The sequence below is a fragment of the Streptomyces sp. NPDC004134 genome, from assembly GCF_042874195.1.
Lineage (GTDB): Bacteria > Actinomycetota > Actinomycetes > Streptomycetales > Streptomycetaceae > Streptomyces.
In genome coordinates this window covers 144,438-160,714 of record NZ_JBIAMS010000002.1, presented here as the reverse complement: position 1 = coordinate 160,714, position 16,277 = coordinate 144,438, and the positions used below count along the sequence as shown (strand labels likewise).

Here is a 16,277-nt window from a genome sequence, read left to right as displayed (position 1 = left end):
GGAGCGGGACGGGCCGTCGTCACTTCAGCCGAAGTCCGTTCTGCCGCGGGCGGTGCGTACCGCTTCCAGGAAGCGGCCCGCCGCCTTCTCGCCCGACTCCTCGTGCTTGCCCTTCTCGCCTGTCAGCGTCAGGACGTACTGCCTGCCGCCGACCGACGCCACCGCCCGGTCGCCGCGGCCGAACCACGGGCGGGCCGCGCGCACCTCCTCGACCGGGGCGCTGTCGATCTGGGTGCCGTAGCTGGTCAGCAACTCCAGCCGGCCGTCCTTGATATGCACCTGTCCGGCCCGGGTCAGTGAGCGCAACCAGCGCCCTATCCGTACCCCGCGAGCCGTGTACTCCGTCTCCGCCACGCCGACCCTCCTCGGCTCCCCCACAGCGCTCCCCCTGGAGCGATGAGCGCGCATGGGCGGCACCGCCCCGCGACAAGGAGGCGGCACCAGCACTCCTGCCAGTGTGCCCACGACCGGCCGAGGTGGCCAGAGGCCCCGCATATGATCGGGTGGTGACCGCCAGCGCACAGCCCCCGGCCGCCGCGCCCGGCGGCGCCCTCCCCACGCTCGACGTCGACCGCAGCGACCCCGCCGCCCGCGCCTGGCTCAAGGAGGCCGTGCGCAAGGTGCAGGCCGACGCCAACCGCACCGCGGACACCCATCTGCTCCGCTTCCCGCTGCCCGAGCGCTGGGGCATCGACCTGTACCTCAAGGACGAGTCCACCCACCCCACCGGCAGTCTCAAGCACCGCCTCGCGCGCTCCCTCTTCCTCTACGGGCTCTGCAACGGCTGGATCCGCCCCGGCAAGCCCGTCATCGAGGCGTCGTCCGGCTCCACCGCCGTCTCGGAGGCGTACTTCGCCGACCTCATCGGCGTCCCCTTCATCGCCGTGATGCCGCGCACCACCAGCAGCGAGAAGACCCGCCTCATCGAGTTCCACGGCGGCACCTGCCATCTGGTGGACGACCCGCGGACGGTGTACGAGGTGTCGGCCCGGCTCGCCGAGGAGACCGGCGGCCACTACATGGACCAGTTCACCTACGCCGAGCGGGCGACGGACTGGCGCGGCAACAACAACATCGCCGAGTCGATCTACACCCAGCTCCGGCTGGAGCGCTTCCCCGAGCCCGCCTGGATCGTCGCCACCGCGGGCACCGGCGGCACGTCGGCCACCATCGCCCGCTACGTGCGCTACCTCCAGTACGACACCCGCGTCTGCGTCGCCGACCCGGAGAACTCGTGCTTCTTCGCCGGCTGGGAGAGCGGCGACCCGGACGTCACCATCGACCGCGGCTCACGCATCGAGGGCATCGGCCGCCCCCGCATGGAGCCCAGCTTCCTGCCCGCGGCCATCGACCGGATGATGAAGGTCCCCGACGCGGCAACCGTTGCCGCCGTACGGGCCCTGGAACGGGCCATCGGCCGCCGCGCGGGCGGCTCGACGGGCACCGGGCTGTGGAGCGCGCTGCGGATCGTCGGGGAGATGGTCGCGGAGGGCAGCACGGGCAGCGTCGTCACCCTGATCTGCGACCCGGGCGACCGCTACCTCGACAAGTACTACTCCGACGACTGGCTCGCCGGGCAGGGCCTCGACACCGGCCCGTACGCCGCGCACCTCGACGCCTTCCTCGCCACCGGCCGCTGGACCTGCTGAGGAACGCGCGGCGCCCCGCCGGTCAGCCCTCCGCAGGCTCCTGCGGCTCGCCCGCGACCACGACCTCCGGCAGGTGCTCCGCCATCTCCGCCCGCGCCTCGGGACGCACCCCCGGGTCCGTCACCAGCGCGTCCACCGCGTCCAGCGAGGCGAACGAACTCAGGCCCACGGTGCCCCACTTGGTGTGGTCCGCGACCACCACGACGCGCCGCGCCGCCCGCACCAGATGCCGGTTCGTCTCCGCCTCGGCCAGGTTCGGCGTCGAGAGGCCCGCCTGCACCGATATCCCGTGCACACCGATGAACAGCACGTCGAAGTGGAGCGTGCGGATGGCCTGGTCGGTGACCGGGCCGACCAGCGAGTCCGACGGCGTCCGCACCCCGCCCGTCAGCACCACCGTCGCGCCGCGCGCCCCCGGCTGCTGGGCCGCGTAGAACACGTCGGCCACGCGTACCGAGTTGGTCACCACCGTGAGGTCCGGGACCTCCACCAGGTGCCGCGCCAGCGCGAACGTCGTCGTCCCGCCGGAGAGCGCGATGGCCGCGCCCGGCGCCACCATCTGCGCCGCCGCGCGGGCGATCTCCTCTTTCGCACCCGTCTCCCGGGAGGACTTGGCCTCGAAGCCCGGCTCGTGCGTGCTCGCCTCGGCCAGCGGCACCGCCCCGCCGTGCACCTTCTCCACGACCCCCTGGCGCGCGAGCGCGTCGAGGTCGCGCCTGATGGTCATGTCCGAGACGTTCAGCCGGCGCGTCAGCTCGTTCACCCGCACCCCGCCGCGGCGCCGGACCTCGTCCAGGATGAGGGCCCGGCGCTGCTCCGCGAGCAGGTTCTGGTTGTCGCTCACGCCGTCCGCCCTTCGTCCCGGGGTCGCTTGTCCGGGTCATCCTCCCATGCGGGTACGACACCCGGCGGCGGGTGTTCGGCCACCGGGGGACCCCCGCGTCACGATTCTGCTTCGCCTCCCGCGCGGGAAGCTGCACCGGACGGGCGATCCCGGGATGCTGGACACCGGTAGTGACCGCAGGACGGTACGGGGGGCGAGAGGCATGCAGCCGGAAGCGCTGAGCGCCAAGGGGCGCACATCGCCGGGCAGGACGGACGGACCCGAAGGCGCGGCCGCGCAGCCGTCGCTGGAGCTGCTGGTCCACGGGGTCGGCGGGGCCACCCCGGAGGAGATGCTGGGGGACCCGCGCACGGAGCTGGTCACCGGCGACCGCACGGCCGGCATCCACCGCCGCAGGGACGACGTGCGGGCGGAGGAGCGCGCGGGGGAGCGCGCGGGAGAGGCCGCGGGTGAGCAGCGCGGCGAAGGCGGCGGATCCGGTACGGAGCCGGTGCAGGAGGCGTACTGCTGGTCGAACCTGACCTCGGGCAACGGCGCCCGCGCGCTGTGGCTCGTCCTCCTCCCTTTCATGATCGCCAACCTCGCGCACTGGATGCGCCCCGCCGCCCCGGCGCGGCACGGAGCACACCGGGCGTACGACATCCTCGTGCGCATCTTCGCGCTCACGCTCACCGTGCAGCTCGTGCTGGCCGCCGGCGAGGTGACGCTCGACCTGCTGGCCTGGCAGTGCGCGGGCAGCGCGCACTGCGTCGCGGACAAGTCGTGGCTCGGCTTCATGTCCGCGGAGTCCGGCGGCTGGTTCGGCGGGCCGGGACGGCGGCTCGCGCTGGCCGCGCTGGTGCCCGTGCTGCTGACGGCGCTGCTGTGGTGGCTGTCGCGGCGCACCTGGAGCATCTACGAGTCCGCCAAGCCCTCGCCGCGCGCGGCCGCCCCCGGCACCGCGGCCGAGCAGCCCGCGCTGTCCCTGCCCGGCTTCTGGTACGGGCGCCGCCTGGTGGCCCGGCTGCGCGCCGCGCACACCGCCACCGGGCTGCTCGCCGTCGCCTCCGCGCTCGTCGCCGTCACCGTCCAGGCCGACGACGGCACCGGTGGCGGGCTGCGGGCCACCGGCTGGGTCCTCGGCGCCCTGACCGCCGCCGGCTGGGTCGCCGTCGTCGCCCTGGTGTGCCGCTCGGGCCGTACGGAGGCGGAGCCGGACATGGGCGAGGACCGCCGCGCCGTACGGGCCCTGCCCCTCGCCGCGCTCGCGCTGCTGGTGGCCGTGCTCGTGCACACCGCCTGGTCCCGGCCCGACTGGGTCTCCACCGGACGGCTGCCCGGCACCTCGGTCTTCGGCGGCCTCGCCGTGGCGCAGGGCGTGCTCGCCGCCGGGCTCGCGGTCACCGGCTGGGCGCTCCAGCGCCGCGCCACCGGCGAGCCGCCCGCGCTGCGCGGCCTCGGCGGCGCCTGCGTGGCGCTGCTGGCCAGCGCCGTCGCCGGGGTCTTCTCCGGCGGCGTCGCCCAGCGCGTCGCGGACTGGCTGGACCGCGGCGCCACCCCCGGCGAGAACGGCCCGCTCGCGGGCCCGCCCGTGGTCCTCTCCTGGCAGGCCACGGCGATACCCCTGATCGCCCTGCTCGTGCTGCTGCTGGCGCTGGCCGGCGGCTGGCGGATGTGGGTGCTGCGCCGCCGGATCGCCACCGAGGTCGCCGGGCTCTACCCCACCGAGCACCGCTACACCGAGGACAACGACCCGCGCACCGGCCGCATCGCAGGCGCCATCGCCCGCGCCCGGCTCACCGACGACGCGCCGCCCGCGCTCGGCGCCGCGGCCCTCGCCACCCTGGTCCTCGGCGCGGCCGCCGTCCTCGGCGCCTGGCTCACCGGCGAGGTCCCGGGCAAGGCTGCCGACGGTGCCCCGGGACCGCTGCCGGGGCTGGCCCAGACCGGACAGGCGCTCGGCTCCTGGATGATGGGCGCCGGGGTCATCCTGCTGCTGGCCATGGGCCGGCAGGCGTACCGGGATCCCAAGTCGCGCCGTACGGTCGGCATCCTGTGGGACGTCGGAACCTTCTGGCCGCGCGCCGCCCACCCCTTCGCGCCCCCCTGCTATGCCGAGCGCGCCGTGCCCGACCTCGCCTGGCGGACCAGCACCTGGACCACCCGCACCGGCGGCTGCCTCGTCATCTCCGGGCACTCCCAGGGCAGCGTGCTCGCCGCCGCCGCGGTCTGGCAGCTCGACCCCGACATCCGCGGCCGGGTCGCGCTGCTGACGTACGGGTCACCGCTGCGCCGGCTCTACGGGCGCTGGTTTCCGGCGTACTTCGGCGACCGGGCGCTGGCGGAACTCGACGACCAGACGCACGCCTGGCGCAACCTGTGGCGGCTCACCGACCCCATCGGCGGCCCGGTGCGGCCCACGCCGCCGGACGGGCGGCCGAGCGACGTCGACCGCAAGCCGCTCAAGGACCCGCTGGCCTTCGAGCGCACCGCGGAACACCCGCTGCCCGCCGCGATCAACGCGCACTCGGACTACCAGGCCGACCCGGCCTTCGCCGTCGAGCGCGCCGAGTTGATCGCCCGCATTTCCGTCGCCCCCGCCGCACCCGCGGAGGAGTGGCCGCGGCAGGTGCCGCGGCCCGCGGGGGAGCCGGCCGCGGAGACCGCGGACGGCGCGGCGGCTCAGGGCAGAACGGGGATGTCGTCCGCGTAGAGGAGCGTCAGCTCGTCGGTCGTGGGGTCCGGAAGCCCGGCCACGCGGCCGGCGTGCCGCTCCACCATCGCCTCGAACGTCTGCCGGGCGGTACGTCCGTTGCCGAAGCCGGCGCCCTTGGGGATCACGGTGAAGTACTTCAGCAGCGCCTCGTCCGTACCGTCACCGAGGCGGTACTCGTGCTCCTCGGCCTGCTGCGTGACTATCCGCAGCAGTTCCTCAGCGGTGTAGTCGCCGAAGGTGATGGTGCGGGAGAAGCGCGAGGCCACCCCGGGGTTGACGGCGAGGAACCGCTCCATCTCCGTGGTGTAGCCGGCGGCGATCACCACGACCGACTCGCGGTGGTCCTCCATCAGCTTCACGAGCGTGTCGATGGCCTCGCGGCCGAAGTCGCGGCCGGAGTCCTCGGGCGCCAGGGCGTACGCCTCGTCGATGAACAGCACGCCGCCGTGGGCGCGTTCGAACGCCTGCTGGGTGCGGATCGCCGTCGAGCCGATGTGCTCGCCGACCAGGTCGACCCGGGAGACCTCCACCAGGTGCCCGCGCTCCAGCACGCCCAGGGACGACAGGATCTCGCCGTACATCCGCGCCACCGTCGTCTTGCCGGTGCCGGGGGAGCCGGTGAAGACCAGATGGCGGCGGACCGAGGCGGCCTTGAGCCCCGCCTGCCGGCGCCGCCGGCCGACCTCGATCATGTCGGTCAGCGCCCGCACCTCGCGCTTGACGTTCTCCAGCCCGACCAGCGCGTCCAGCTCCGCCAGCACCTCCCGGGCGGGCCGGGCCGCGGGCTGCGCCTCGGCGGCCGGCCGTACGGCACCCGCCGCGCCCGCCTGCTGCGGCGCGAACGCGCCCAGCAGGCCGTCGGGTTCCGGCTCGGTGCGGGCGGCGGGCACGGTCGGGCGGGCGCTCGCCATCTCCGCGCTCTCGTCGCTCGTGCAGTCCTCCACGACGGGCCCGCCGCCGGAGCCCTCGGGGGCGGACGGGCCGGCGTCCGCGAACTCGTAGCCGCCGCGCGCACAGCGCTCCGTACGGCAGCGGGTCAGGGTCGAACGGCAGCCGTCGATGACGTGGAAGCCGTACCCGAGGCTGCCGGTGACGCGGCATCCGGTGAACGAACCGCGCCCCGCGGCCGAGACGAACACCCCTGCTTCCGTGGGCGAGGTGATCGTGCAGCCCTCCACGGCCGGGTCGGCGCCCTTGGTGACGATGATCCCCGACGCGACCGAGTCGACCGTGGTGTCCCGCACCGTGCCGCCGCTGCCGTGGTCGCGGAACCACGCGCCGGTCGCCGCGTCCCGGATCCGGCACTGCTCCAGCGCGACCGTGGCGCCGTCGCTCACCGACACCGCCGTGCCGCGGATCTGCGCGAGGTCGGTGTCGCTCGCCTCGACCGCCGAGCCGCGGTCGAGCACGACGAGCGCGTCCGGCACGTCGTGCACCCGGCAGGACGTGAACGACGCGGCGGCGCCGTCGCTCACCCACACCGCGGGATAGTCGCCGGTGCTGTCGTGGACCTCGCACTGCGCCGCCTCGGCGCGCGTGCCCGCGTCCCACACCGACAGGCCGTTGCGCCCGAACCGGCGGACCGTGACCCGCGCCAGCTTCGCCTGCGCGCGCGAGCGCAGGTCCACGGCGTTCTCCGGGACGTCGTGGACCTCGCAGTCGGTGAGCTTGACGACGGCCTCGGTGTCGAGCGAGATGCCGTCCCCCGACGTGCGGTGCACCGTGCAGTCCGTCAGCTCCCCGGAGGCGCGGGACGTCAACTGCACGCCGGCGCCCTTGATCTCGTAGACCTCGCAGCCCACCGCCTCGACCGTGCTGCCCTCGCCGGTCAGCAGCAGCCCGGCGCCGCCCGCGTGGTGGATGCGGCACTGCGACAGGTGCGCGCTCGAACCGCCGCGCACCGCGACGCCGCTGCGCCCGGCGGCCAGCACCTCGCAGCCCTCCAGCACACCCCCGGACCCGTCGGCGAACGTGACCCCCGTGCCTGCCGGGTTGTCGACGGCGCAGCGGCGGACCGTGGGCCGGGCGTCGCCGCGGATCTCTATGCCCGCGGCGGAGCGGGTGACGACTCGCAGCCCGGTCAGCTCCGGTCGGCCCGACTCGACGAGCACCGCCGGAACCGCCGCGTCCTCCCCCTCGACGTGCAGCCCCTCGACCACCGCGGACGCCCGGACCGTCAGCGCCACGCCGTCGGCCGGCGCGATGCGGACGGAGCCGACCGCGCCGCCCGGGCCGCGCAGCGTCACCGCCCGCTCCAGCACGACGTTCTCCCGGTACGTGCCCGGGGCCAGCGACAGCACGTCGCCGTCGCCCGCGGCCTCCAGGGCCGCCGCGAGCGACCCGTACTCCCCGGTGCGCCGGCGCCATCGACCGGTCCTTACGGAGCCGGTGTGCGTGACCTGGACGGAGCCCTGTGCCATGTCCTGCTCTGCCCCCACCTCGTGCGTCGGCTTGGCTGAGGCACCACCGTAGCGCGCGCGGCGAGGTCGGCCGGCCACTGTTCAGGGCCGGCCGGTGCTCAGTAGCGCTGTCCGTCCTGGTAGTACGGCCTGGCGTACTGATCCGCGTACGTCTGCGGGGACGCCGGCCGGGCGGGCTGGGCCGGCTGCGGCGGCGCCGGCCGCGGGGCGACGGGGCGCATCGCCTCGTACCCGGGGGGCGCCGACTGCTGTTGCGGGCGCGGCTGTTGCGGCTGGGGGCGCTGCTGCTCGTACCCCTGGTCCCAGCGGGCCGGCTGCGCGGTCTGCTGCGGGACGAACGGCTGCGGCGGGGCCGGCTGGGGGGCAGGCTGGTGGCCGTACACCGTCGGCTGCGGGGCGTGCGCAAGGTGCGTCCCGTGCTGCTGGTGGGGGTGCGGCGCGGGAGCGGGGGCCGGCGCCGGCACCGGGGCGGGCGGCAGGGCGGCGCGGGGCGCGGGCAGGGCCGGCAGGTGGGGGCCGGAGTCGTACGAAGGGACCCGGATCGGGGCGATCTGGGGGGTACCCCGCTCTTCGACCAGACTGTCGTAGATCGGGGTGTCGGGGAAAGCAGGCGCGGCATAGTAGCCACTGCCGTACGGGCGGGGGGAGGTCATACCCCATAAGTTAAGCCCACGATGTGGTCGTTGGGGAGACCGATAAGAGGGTTGTTTTGCGGGTTCCAAGTGACCGACCCTTATCAATGCGTGTCAACACGGGTAAATCAGGCTTCTCGATGTGTTCAGATTCTGTAAAGAGCAGGTGGACGGGGGGAGTTGAGCTACTCGTGCGTACGTACGCGTCCGTTCACGCATACGTACGCCCCTTCCAGGCGGCGCCCTTGCCGCGGTGGTGCCGTACGGCCGAATCGACCGTCATGAGCAGATACAGCCCGGCCGTGAACGGAAGGAGCGCGGCGGCCCACGGCGGCTGTCCGTAATACCGCAGCACGGGCAGGTACGTCCCCGCCATCACCGCCCACGCGAGCGCCCCCGCGACGGCGACCCCGGGCGCGCCGCCCAGCAGCCCGGCGGCCACCGCGAACGGCGGCACGAGGTACACCAGCGCGAGCCCGCCCACGGCGGCGGCCAGCAGCAGCGGGCTGTGCCGGAGTTGGGCGTACGCGCTGCGCGAGACCATCCCCCACAGCTCGGCGAGACGCGGGTACGGCCGCACGCTGTCGACCCGCTCGGCGAGCCCCAGCCAGATCCGCCCGCCGGTGCGCTTGACCTCCCGCGCCACGGACACGTCGTCGATGAGCGCCCCGCGCACCGCCTCGGGGATCCCCGCCCGGCGGGCGGCGTCGGCCTTCAGCAGCACGCAGCCGCCGGCCGCGGCGGCGGTCCTGCCGCCGGCGCGGTTGACCCAGCGGAACGGGTAGAGCTGGGCGAAGAAGTACACGAACGCCGGCACGACCAGCCGCTCCCAGCCGGTGGCGGTACGCAGCCTGGCCATCTGCGACACGAGGTCGTACCCGCCGGCCTCGGCGGCGGCGACCAACTCCCGCAGGCTCTCGGGCCGGTGGGCGATGTCGGCGTCGGTGAGCAGCAGGTACTCGGCGTCGGCCCGGTACGCCTGCTCGATCCCGTGCCGCAGCGCCCAGAGCTTCCCGGTCCACCCCCCGGGAGGCTCACCGGGGGAGGAGACGGTGAGCGGAAGGGCACGGTCCCCGGCTTTCTCGGCGAGCGCGCGGGCGGTCTCGGCGGTGCCGTCGGTGCTGCCGTCGTCGACGAGGAACACCCGGGCTTCTCCGGGATACGCCTGCGCCAGCAGCGACGGCAGGCTGTCGGGCAGCACGGCGGCCTCGTCCCGCGCGGGCACGACGACCGCCACGGAGGGCCACTGCGCGGGCGGCGGCCGCAGCGGCAACCGCACGTCGGTCCGCCAGAAGAGCCCCTGCCCGAGCAGCAACCAGCCCCAGGCCACGAGCGAGAACACGGCGATCCACGCCAGAAGAGTCACCCCCCGAGTCTCCCGCTCCACCCGCCGCCGGGCGAGCACCACGGGGCGGGTCGCGGCGGGCGGGCGTCGGTTCGGGAGCGGTTCACCGCGGGGGAAGACCAATCGCCATCCGGCTCCCGGGCCCAGGCCGCGTGCCGCTGCCGTGGCGGATCGTCCCAGTCCCCTACTCTGCCCGCCTCGGGGCAATGCGGTCCCCCGCCCTTGCCAGGGTCGACGCGTCGCCGCGGGCGCGGATCGGCCCGCTACGCCGTCCGGCCGGAGGCACTACAGTGACCGGCGTGAAGATCGCGCTTGTGGATTCCGGGCTCGGGCTTCTGCCCGCCGCCGCCGCCGTGCGGCGGTTGCGGCCCGACGTCGGGCTCGTGCTGTCCTCCGACCCCGACGGCATGCCCTGGGGTCCCCGGGAGCCCGGGGACCTGGGGGAGCGGGTGCTCGCGTGTGCGCGGGCCGCCGTCGCGTACGGGCCCGACGCGCTCGTCGTCGCCTGCAACACCGCCTCCGTGCACGCCCTGCCCGCGCTCCGCGCCGAGCTGGAGCCCGCACTCCCCGTCATCGGCACCGTGCCCGCCGTGAAGCCCGCCGCCGCCGGCGGCGGTCCGCTCGCCGTCTGGGCGACGCCCGCCACCACCGGCAGCGCCTACCAGCGCCGGCTGATCCGCGACTTCGCCGGCGGTGTCGCCGCCACCGAGGTGCCCTGCCCCGGCCTCGCCGACGCCGTCGAGCACGGCGACGAGGCCGCCGTCGACGCCGCCATCGCCGCGGCCGCCGCCCGCACCCCCCGCGACGTCACCGCCGTCGTCCTCGGCTGCACCCACTACGAGCTCGTCGGCGAACGCATCCGCGCCGCCGTCCGGCAGCCCGCCGCGCCGGCTCCCGCGCTGTACGGCTCCGCCGGCGCCGTCGCCGGGCAGGTGCTGCGCCGTCTCGGCGCCGCCCCCGACCCCGCCGCGGCGCCCTCCGGCGACCTCACCGTCCTCCTCTCCGGCCGCCCCGGCGCTCTGCCGCCCGCCGCCCTCGGGTACGCGGAGGGGCGGCTGCTGGCCGGCGCCCCGGCCCGCTCCGGGGCCGTACCCGGATAGGCGTCGGCCACCCTGCCGCCGCCGCCCGGCTGGCGTACCCTCGGAGGCATGAAGGACGACCGCCCCCGTGTGTGGACCGGGCGGGCCACGAGCCGTGTGCAGTGGCTTCTCGCCCTGATCGGCGCTGCCTGTATGGCCCTCGGCATCGAGCTGGCCGTCGCCGCGCCCTGGACCGGCGGGCTCGCCCCGCTGGTCATGTCCGTCGTCGGCTGCATCGCCGCGGGACTCCTCGTCCTGGCCGGCACCCTCGCCTTCGTGCACGTGGCGGTCAGCGTCGACGACCACGCCCTGGAGATCCGCTGCGGCCACTTCGGGCTGCCTCGCCGCCGCATCCCGCTGGCCGACGTGCTCGCCGCCGACTTCGAGCCCAGCGTCACGCCCCGCCACTGGGGCGGCTGGGGCTACCGCTGGCGCCCCGGCAAGGGCACCGCCGTGGTCGTGCGCCGCGGCGAGGGCCTGGTGCTGCGCCTCGCGAACGACCACGACTTCACGATCACCGTGGACAACGCGGAAGAGGCCGTACGCGCCATCCGCGACCGCCTGCGCCACCCCCTCACCGGCGGCACCGCCGAGGCGTAGTCCGCCGGTCACACAGCGTTTTCCAGTCGCCCGCCGAGCCCGTTTACGCTTACGACCATGGCGACACCCGACTTCATCCGCGAGCTGCGCGCGACCGCCGGCCAGCAACTGCTCTTCCTCCCCGGCATCAGCGCCGTCGTCGTCGACGACGGCCGGGTGCTGCTCCACCGGCGCGCCGACACGGGCCGCTGGTCGATCGTCGGCGGCATCCCGGAGCCGGGTGAGCAGCCGGCGCAGACGGCGGTCCGCGAGGTGCGCGAGGAGACGGGCGTCGTGTGCACGGTGGAGCGCGTCGTGGGGGTGGAGGGGCTGGACCCGATCCAGTACCCGAACGGGGACAAGTGCCAGTTCATGGACATCACGCTGCGCTGCCGCGCGATGGGCGGCGAGGCCCGGGTGAACGACGACGAGGGACTGGAGGTCGGCTGGTTCGCCCCGGACGCGCTGCCGGCGGACCTGGAGGACTTCGCCCGCCACCGGATCCGGCTGGCGCTCGCGGACGGCCCGACGTGGTTCGCGGAGGCGGCGGCGACACCGGGCGCGTAGCACGCGGCCCACGCCCCCTCAGCCGCCCTGTCAGCCCCCGGCGTCCCCCGAGCCGCTCTGCCGGCCCCCCGCGCCGCCTCGGCGGCGCCCTCAGCCCTCCGCGCCCCCCGTCACCGCCGCAAGCTCCGCCAGCAGTTCCGCGCCGCCCCACTGGCGCCGCTCGCCCGCCTTGGCGGCCTCCGCCTCCAGGACCAGCTCCGCCAGCCGCGCGTTCGCCGGTGCCCGCATGCCGTGGCGCGCCGCCAGCACCATCACCTCGCCCTGCAGCGTGTCTATCTCCGTGGGGCGGCCCCGCTGGAGGTCGTCCCACATCGACGAGCGGGCCTGCTCGTCCACGCGCAGCGTCGCCGCCGCCAGTCGGCGGAAGAGCCAGTCCGGCAGGCGCAGCACCAGCGGCATGAGGCCGGGGGGCACCGGGCTCAGCCGGGCGGGGGCCAGGTTCGCCGCGCGGAAGGCGGCCAGCGCCTCACGCTGGCAGAGCGCCAGGCAGGCGCGGTACGCGCGCTGCCCCAACTGCTCCCGCAGCGGCAGCCCGGACAGCGCGTTGATCGCGTTGTTGAGGTTCATCAGCAGCTTCGCGTGCTGTACGTCGGGCATGTCGTCGCGCTGCTCGATCTCCAGCCCCGCCTGCGCCATCGCCACCACCAGCGGCGCCGAGCGCTCGCCCCCGTCGACCATCAGCACGCCCGCCGTGCCCTGGTGGAACACGCCGGGGGCCGCCTGCACCACGTTGTACGGGACCATCCCCGTGACCACCGCCCGCCCCGGCAGCCCCTGGCTCAGCACCGCCGGGTTGCGCAGCCCGTTCTGGAAGCTGACCACCGCCGCGCCGGGGGCCAGGTGCCCGGCCAGTTCCTCGGCGGCCTGGGCGGTGGCCGCGGACTTCACGGTGACCAGGACGTAGTCCGCCCCCGCGGCGGCCTGCGGCCCGGTCGCCAGGCGTATCTCGGCCGGTGCGACGCGGCGGTCCGCCCGCCCGCCGCCGGTCAGCAGCAGGCCGCGGGAGCGCAGTACGTCCATCGCCGCCGGCCGGCCGACTAAGGTCACGTCGGCCACCTCCGCCAGCATGCCGCCGAGATGGCAGCCGATGCTGCCCGCGCCGAACACGGCTATCTTCACGTTCCCGCCCCTTCGTTCCCGGCGGCGCCTCCGCGCGCACGCCGACCCCGCGGCGCACGCCGGCGCCGCCCGTACCTCCGACTGCCTTCCCCGCCGCGAGCGCTCCCATCCGGACCACCGCCGACGGATCCCCCGGGCACACGCCCGCCCCGGCCACCCCACGGGCCGCGCGGGCCCGCTCAGACCTTGCGGTACGCGTACGCCTCCTGCGCCGCCGCCTCCACCGCGTCCAGGTCCGCCCCCGTCGACGCGGTGACCACCGCCGCCACCGCGCCCTCCACGAACGGCGCGTCCAGCAGCCGCGCTCCGGCCGGCAACTCCTCGTCCTCCACCAGCGACTTCACCGTCAGCACCGCGCTGCCCAGGTCGACCAGCAGCCCGACGCCCGCGCCCCGGTCCGCCGCCCGCGCCGCCGCCGCGATGCGGTCCGCGTCCGTGCCGAAGCCGCCGTCCGCCGTGCCGCCCGCGTGCTCGACGGCCACCGTGTCCACACCCGCCAGCGCCACCGCCATCCCGGCCACCGACTCGGCGACAGCGGCGCTGTGCGAGACCAGCACGAGGCCGACCAGCGGGCCCTCAGCCACCGGACACCGCCTCCGCCGTGTCGGCCAGCGCGCCGACCAGCAGCGCCGACGACGTCGCGCCCGGATCCTGGTGGCCGATGCTGCGCTCGCCGAGGTACGAGGCCCGGCCCTTGCGGGCCCGCAGCGGAATGGTGTCCTCCGCGCCCTTGTCGGCCGCCGCGCGCGCCGCGCCGTAGCCATCAGCGAGTGCCGCCACGGCGGGAGTCAGCGCGTCGAGCATCGTCTTGTCGCCGGGCGCCGCGCCGCCGAGCTTGGCGACCGCGCCCACCCCCTCGTCCAGCGCCGCGCGCAGTGCCGCGTCCGTGACCTCGGCGTCCTCGCCGAGTGCCTTGCCGGTGGCGCGCAGCAGCGTGCCGTACAGCGGGCCCGAGGCGCCGCCGACCTTCGAGATCAACTGCCGCCCGGAGAGGACCAGCACCGCACCCGGCGTCTGCGGCGGCTCCTCCGCCAGCGCCGCGCGCACGGCGGTGAAGCCGCGCTTCAGGTTGGCGCCGTGGTCGGCGTCGCCGATCGCCGAGTCGAGGTCCGTGAGGCGGTCGGCCTCCCGGTCGACGGCCGCCGCCGTGGTGAGCATCCAGCGGCGGAAGAATTCCGCGTCGAGCACGTGCCGCATCCCTTCTCGTACCTGCATCTGCACACTCCGTCGGACCTGCCGCCACGGAACCGGAGTACGGGCCCCGTACCGCAGGACCTCACATCCCCCAGCGCAGCCCCGGCGTCCGCACCGGCGCGTCCCAGAGCCGCAGCAGCTCCTCGTCCGCCTGGCACAGCGTCAGCGAGACCCCCGCCATGTCCAGCGACGTCACATAGTTCCCGACGAGCGTACGGGCCACCGACACGCCCCGCTCGGTCAGCGCCCGCTGCACCTCCGCGTTGAAGCCGTACAGCTCGATCAGCGGGGTCGCGCCCATGCCGTTGACCAGGGCCAGCACCGGGCCCGAGGGCCGCAGGTCCTCCAGCACCGCGTCCACCGTCACGTCCGCGATCTCGTGCGACGTCATCATCGGCCGCCGCTCGCGGCCCGGTTCGCCGTGGATGCCGATGCCCAGCTCCAGCTCGCCGTCCGGCAGGTCGAACGTGGGGCTGCCCTTGGCCGGCGTCGTGACCGCGCTCAGCGCGATGCCGAAGCTGCGCGAGGACTCCACGACCTTGCGGGCCAGTGCCTCCACCCGCTCCAGCGGCGCCCCCTCGTCGGCCGCCGCCCCGGCGATCTTCTCGACGAACAGCGTCGCGCCGACGCCGCGCCGGCCCGCCGTGTAGAGGCTGTCGGTCACCGCCACGTCGTCGTCCACGAGCACCTTGGTGACCTGGATGCCCTCGTCCTGGGCGAGGTCGGCGGCCATGTCGAAGTTCAGCACGTCGCCGGTGTAGTTCTTCACGATGAACAGCACGCCCCGGCCGGCGTCCACGGCCGCCGCGGCGCGCGTCATCTGGTCGGGGACGGGCGAGGTGAAGATCTCGCCGGCGCACGCCGCGTCCAGCATCCCGGGGCCGACGAAGCCGGCGTGCAACGGCTCGTGCCCGGAGCCGCCGCCGGAGACCAGGCCGACCTTGTCGGTGACGGGTGCGTCCCGCCGCACCACCACCCGGTTCTCGACGTCGACCGTCAGGTCGGGGTGGGCGGCGGCCATGCCGCGCAGGGCGTCCGGCACCACGGTCTCCGGCACGTTGATGAGCATTCGCATGGGTACCTCCGGTGGCGTTCGCGCCCGGGTGACGATCGGCTCTGGCTTGCCCAGTATCACGGCAGCGGCGGTCCCGGTCACTCCCTGGGCGGGCGTCGGAGGTACACCCGTACGGGAGGTTTGGCGGCCGTCGCCCGAACGGACGCTCGTCGGTGCGGCCCGCTTGCGCATGCGTGTTCGGCACCTAGACTCTGCGGCCACCGTCCGGCCCGTACGACTCACGTCCCTCACCCGTCCCACGCTCGTTCCACCGCAATTCACCAGGGGTGCACCTTGCCGCGGAAGAACCTGACAGCAAACCGGACAACGCTCACCCACCGCGTCCGCTACGCCGCCCGCCACCCGGACCGCGTCCCCCGCTACCTCGCCCGCGCCGGCCGCGACGCCTGGCTGCGGCTGCGCCACCCCCGCGACCACGTCGCGTACTACCGCGCCGTGATGCGCTCCGACTCCGCCGCCGACCCGGAGGCGGCCGTGGGCAGCAAGTCGCACGACCGCTGGCTGGCGCTCGGCAAGATGCAGTTCGACTACCTCGTGGAGCACGGGCTGCGGCCGGGCGACCGGATGCTGGAGATCGGCTGCGGGAACCTGCGGGCCGGCTGGCGCTTCATCGACTACCTGGAGCGCGGGCGCTACTACGGCCTCGACATCTCCCCGGACATCCTCTTCGCCGCGCAGGACACCGTCGTGCGGCACGAGTTGCAGGACAAGCTGCCGCGTCTGACGCCCGTGCGCGACCTGACCTTCGCCTTCCTCCCGGCCGCGCACTTCCGCGTCGTCCACGCGCACAGCGTCTTCTCGCACTCCCCGCCGCCCGTCATCGACGAGTGCCTCGCGCACGTCGGCCGGGTGCTGCGCCCCGACGGCTGGTTCGACTTCACCTTCGACCGGACGGAGACCGAGGAACACCACGTGCTGCGGGAGGACTTCTACTACCGCACCGAGACGCTGGTGGCGCTGGCCGAGAAGCACGGGCTGCGGGCGGAGTTCATGGCGGACTGGGAGAAGCTGCCGCACGGCCAGTCCAAGATCCGCGTACGCCTCCCGGCCGGCTCCTGACCCCGGACGCCCCTTCCGTC

General features: G+C 75.1%; 15 protein-coding genes. 6 read left to right on the top strand and 9 right to left on the bottom strand.

What is annotated here, in order from left to right; genetic code table 11:
* Positions 1-24: 24 nt before the first annotated feature.
* On the bottom strand, positions 25-354 hold the full coding sequence (locus ACFYVJ_RS03935) for a hypothetical protein (RefSeq protein WP_388886367.1): 330 nt from the start codon (positions 352-354) through the stop codon (positions 25-27).
* Between the two features lie 152 nt (positions 355-506).
* Between ACFYVJ_RS03935 and ACFYVJ_RS03930 the strand changes: the two genes are divergently transcribed.
* Positions 507-1,649 carry a PLP-dependent cysteine synthase family protein gene (locus tag ACFYVJ_RS03930; RefSeq protein ID WP_388886365.1) on the top strand — a complete coding sequence of 381 codons (1,143 nt, stop codon included), beginning with the start codon at positions 507-509 and terminating at the stop codon, positions 1,647-1,649.
* Between the two features lie 22 nt (positions 1,650-1,671).
* Here the strand turns inward: ACFYVJ_RS03930 and ACFYVJ_RS03925 are convergent, their stop codons facing one another.
* Positions 1,672-2,493: a DeoR/GlpR family DNA-binding transcription regulator gene (locus ACFYVJ_RS03925; RefSeq protein ID WP_125933648.1), complete on the bottom strand. Its 822-nt coding sequence runs from the start codon at positions 2,491-2,493 to the stop codon at positions 1,672-1,674.
* 202 nt (positions 2,494-2,695) lie between these two features.
* Here ACFYVJ_RS03925 and ACFYVJ_RS03920 point away from each other — a divergent pair, with 202 nt between their 5' ends.
* Positions 2,696-5,185 carry a hypothetical protein gene (locus ACFYVJ_RS03920; protein ID WP_388886363.1) on the top strand — a complete coding sequence of 830 codons (2,490 nt, stop codon included), beginning with the start codon at positions 2,696-2,698 and terminating at the stop codon, positions 5,183-5,185.
* On the opposite strand, the gene ACFYVJ_RS03915 is transcribed toward ACFYVJ_RS03920, so the two are convergent.
* The 3 genes from ACFYVJ_RS03915 to ACFYVJ_RS03905 all read right to left on the bottom strand — a co-directional run bounded on the left by ACFYVJ_RS03915 (position 5,155) and on the right by ACFYVJ_RS03905 (position 9,606).
* Positions 5,155-7,608, bottom strand: a complete 2,454-nt coding sequence (locus tag ACFYVJ_RS03915; RefSeq protein WP_388886361.1) for a right-handed parallel beta-helix repeat-containing protein — start codon at positions 7,606-7,608, stop codon at positions 5,155-5,157. The genes ACFYVJ_RS03920 and ACFYVJ_RS03915 overlap by 31 nt on opposite strands.
* A 98-nt stretch (positions 7,609-7,706) precedes the next feature.
* Positions 7,707-8,261 carry a DUF6643 family protein gene (locus ACFYVJ_RS03910; RefSeq protein WP_388886360.1) on the bottom strand — a complete coding sequence of 185 codons (555 nt, stop codon included), beginning with the start codon at positions 8,259-8,261 and terminating at the stop codon, positions 7,707-7,709.
* Between the two features lie 190 nt (positions 8,262-8,451).
* Positions 8,452-9,606, bottom strand: a complete 1,155-nt coding sequence (locus ACFYVJ_RS03905) for a glycosyltransferase (protein WP_388886358.1) — start codon at positions 9,604-9,606, stop codon at positions 8,452-8,454.
* A gap of 278 nt (positions 9,607-9,884) precedes the next feature.
* On the opposite strand from ACFYVJ_RS03905, the gene ACFYVJ_RS03900 reads away from it, so the two are divergent.
* From ACFYVJ_RS03900 to ACFYVJ_RS03890, 3 genes are read left to right on the top strand one after another with little or no spacing between them, the layout of a single operon-like run.
* A complete protein-coding gene (locus ACFYVJ_RS03900; RefSeq protein ID WP_388886356.1) occupies positions 9,885-10,685 on the top strand; it encodes a glutamate racemase in 801 nt (266 codons plus the stop codon).
* Between the two features lie 48 nt (positions 10,686-10,733).
* On the top strand, positions 10,734-11,264 hold the full coding sequence (locus ACFYVJ_RS03895; RefSeq protein WP_388886354.1) for a hypothetical protein: 531 nt from the start codon (positions 10,734-10,736) through the stop codon (positions 11,262-11,264).
* Between the two features lie 57 nt (positions 11,265-11,321).
* Entirely contained in the window at positions 11,322-11,810 is a 489-nt protein-coding gene (locus ACFYVJ_RS03890) for an NUDIX domain-containing protein (protein ID WP_388886353.1), read from the top strand.
* A 90-nt stretch (positions 11,811-11,900) separates the two neighbouring features.
* Here ACFYVJ_RS03890 and ACFYVJ_RS03885 read toward each other — a convergent pair whose 3' ends face one another.
* From ACFYVJ_RS03885 to dhaK, 4 genes are all read right to left on the bottom strand, one after another.
* Positions 11,901-12,929, bottom strand: coding sequence for a 2-dehydropantoate 2-reductase (locus ACFYVJ_RS03885; RefSeq protein WP_388886351.1), 1,029 nt, complete (start codon positions 12,927-12,929; stop codon positions 11,901-11,903).
* A 179-nt stretch (positions 12,930-13,108) separates the two neighbouring features.
* Positions 13,109-13,513, bottom strand: coding sequence for a PTS-dependent dihydroxyacetone kinase phosphotransferase subunit DhaM (locus tag ACFYVJ_RS03880; RefSeq protein WP_388886350.1), 405 nt, complete (start codon positions 13,511-13,513; stop codon positions 13,109-13,111).
* A complete protein-coding gene (dhaL, locus tag ACFYVJ_RS03875) occupies positions 13,506-14,117 on the bottom strand; it encodes a dihydroxyacetone kinase subunit DhaL (RefSeq protein ID WP_388886800.1) in 612 nt (203 codons plus the stop codon). The genes ACFYVJ_RS03880 and dhaL overlap by 8 nt, the downstream gene beginning before the upstream one ends.
* A gap of 88 nt (positions 14,118-14,205) precedes the next feature.
* Entirely contained in the window at positions 14,206-15,198 is a 993-nt protein-coding gene (gene dhaK, locus ACFYVJ_RS03870) for a dihydroxyacetone kinase subunit DhaK (RefSeq protein ID WP_388886348.1), read from the bottom strand.
* Between the two features lie 273 nt (positions 15,199-15,471).
* Between dhaK and ACFYVJ_RS03865 the strand changes: the two genes are divergently transcribed.
* Positions 15,472-16,257: a class I SAM-dependent methyltransferase gene (locus tag ACFYVJ_RS03865; RefSeq protein WP_388886346.1), complete on the top strand. Its 786-nt coding sequence runs from the start codon at positions 15,472-15,474 to the stop codon at positions 16,255-16,257.
* Positions 16,258-16,277 lie beyond the last annotated feature (20 nt).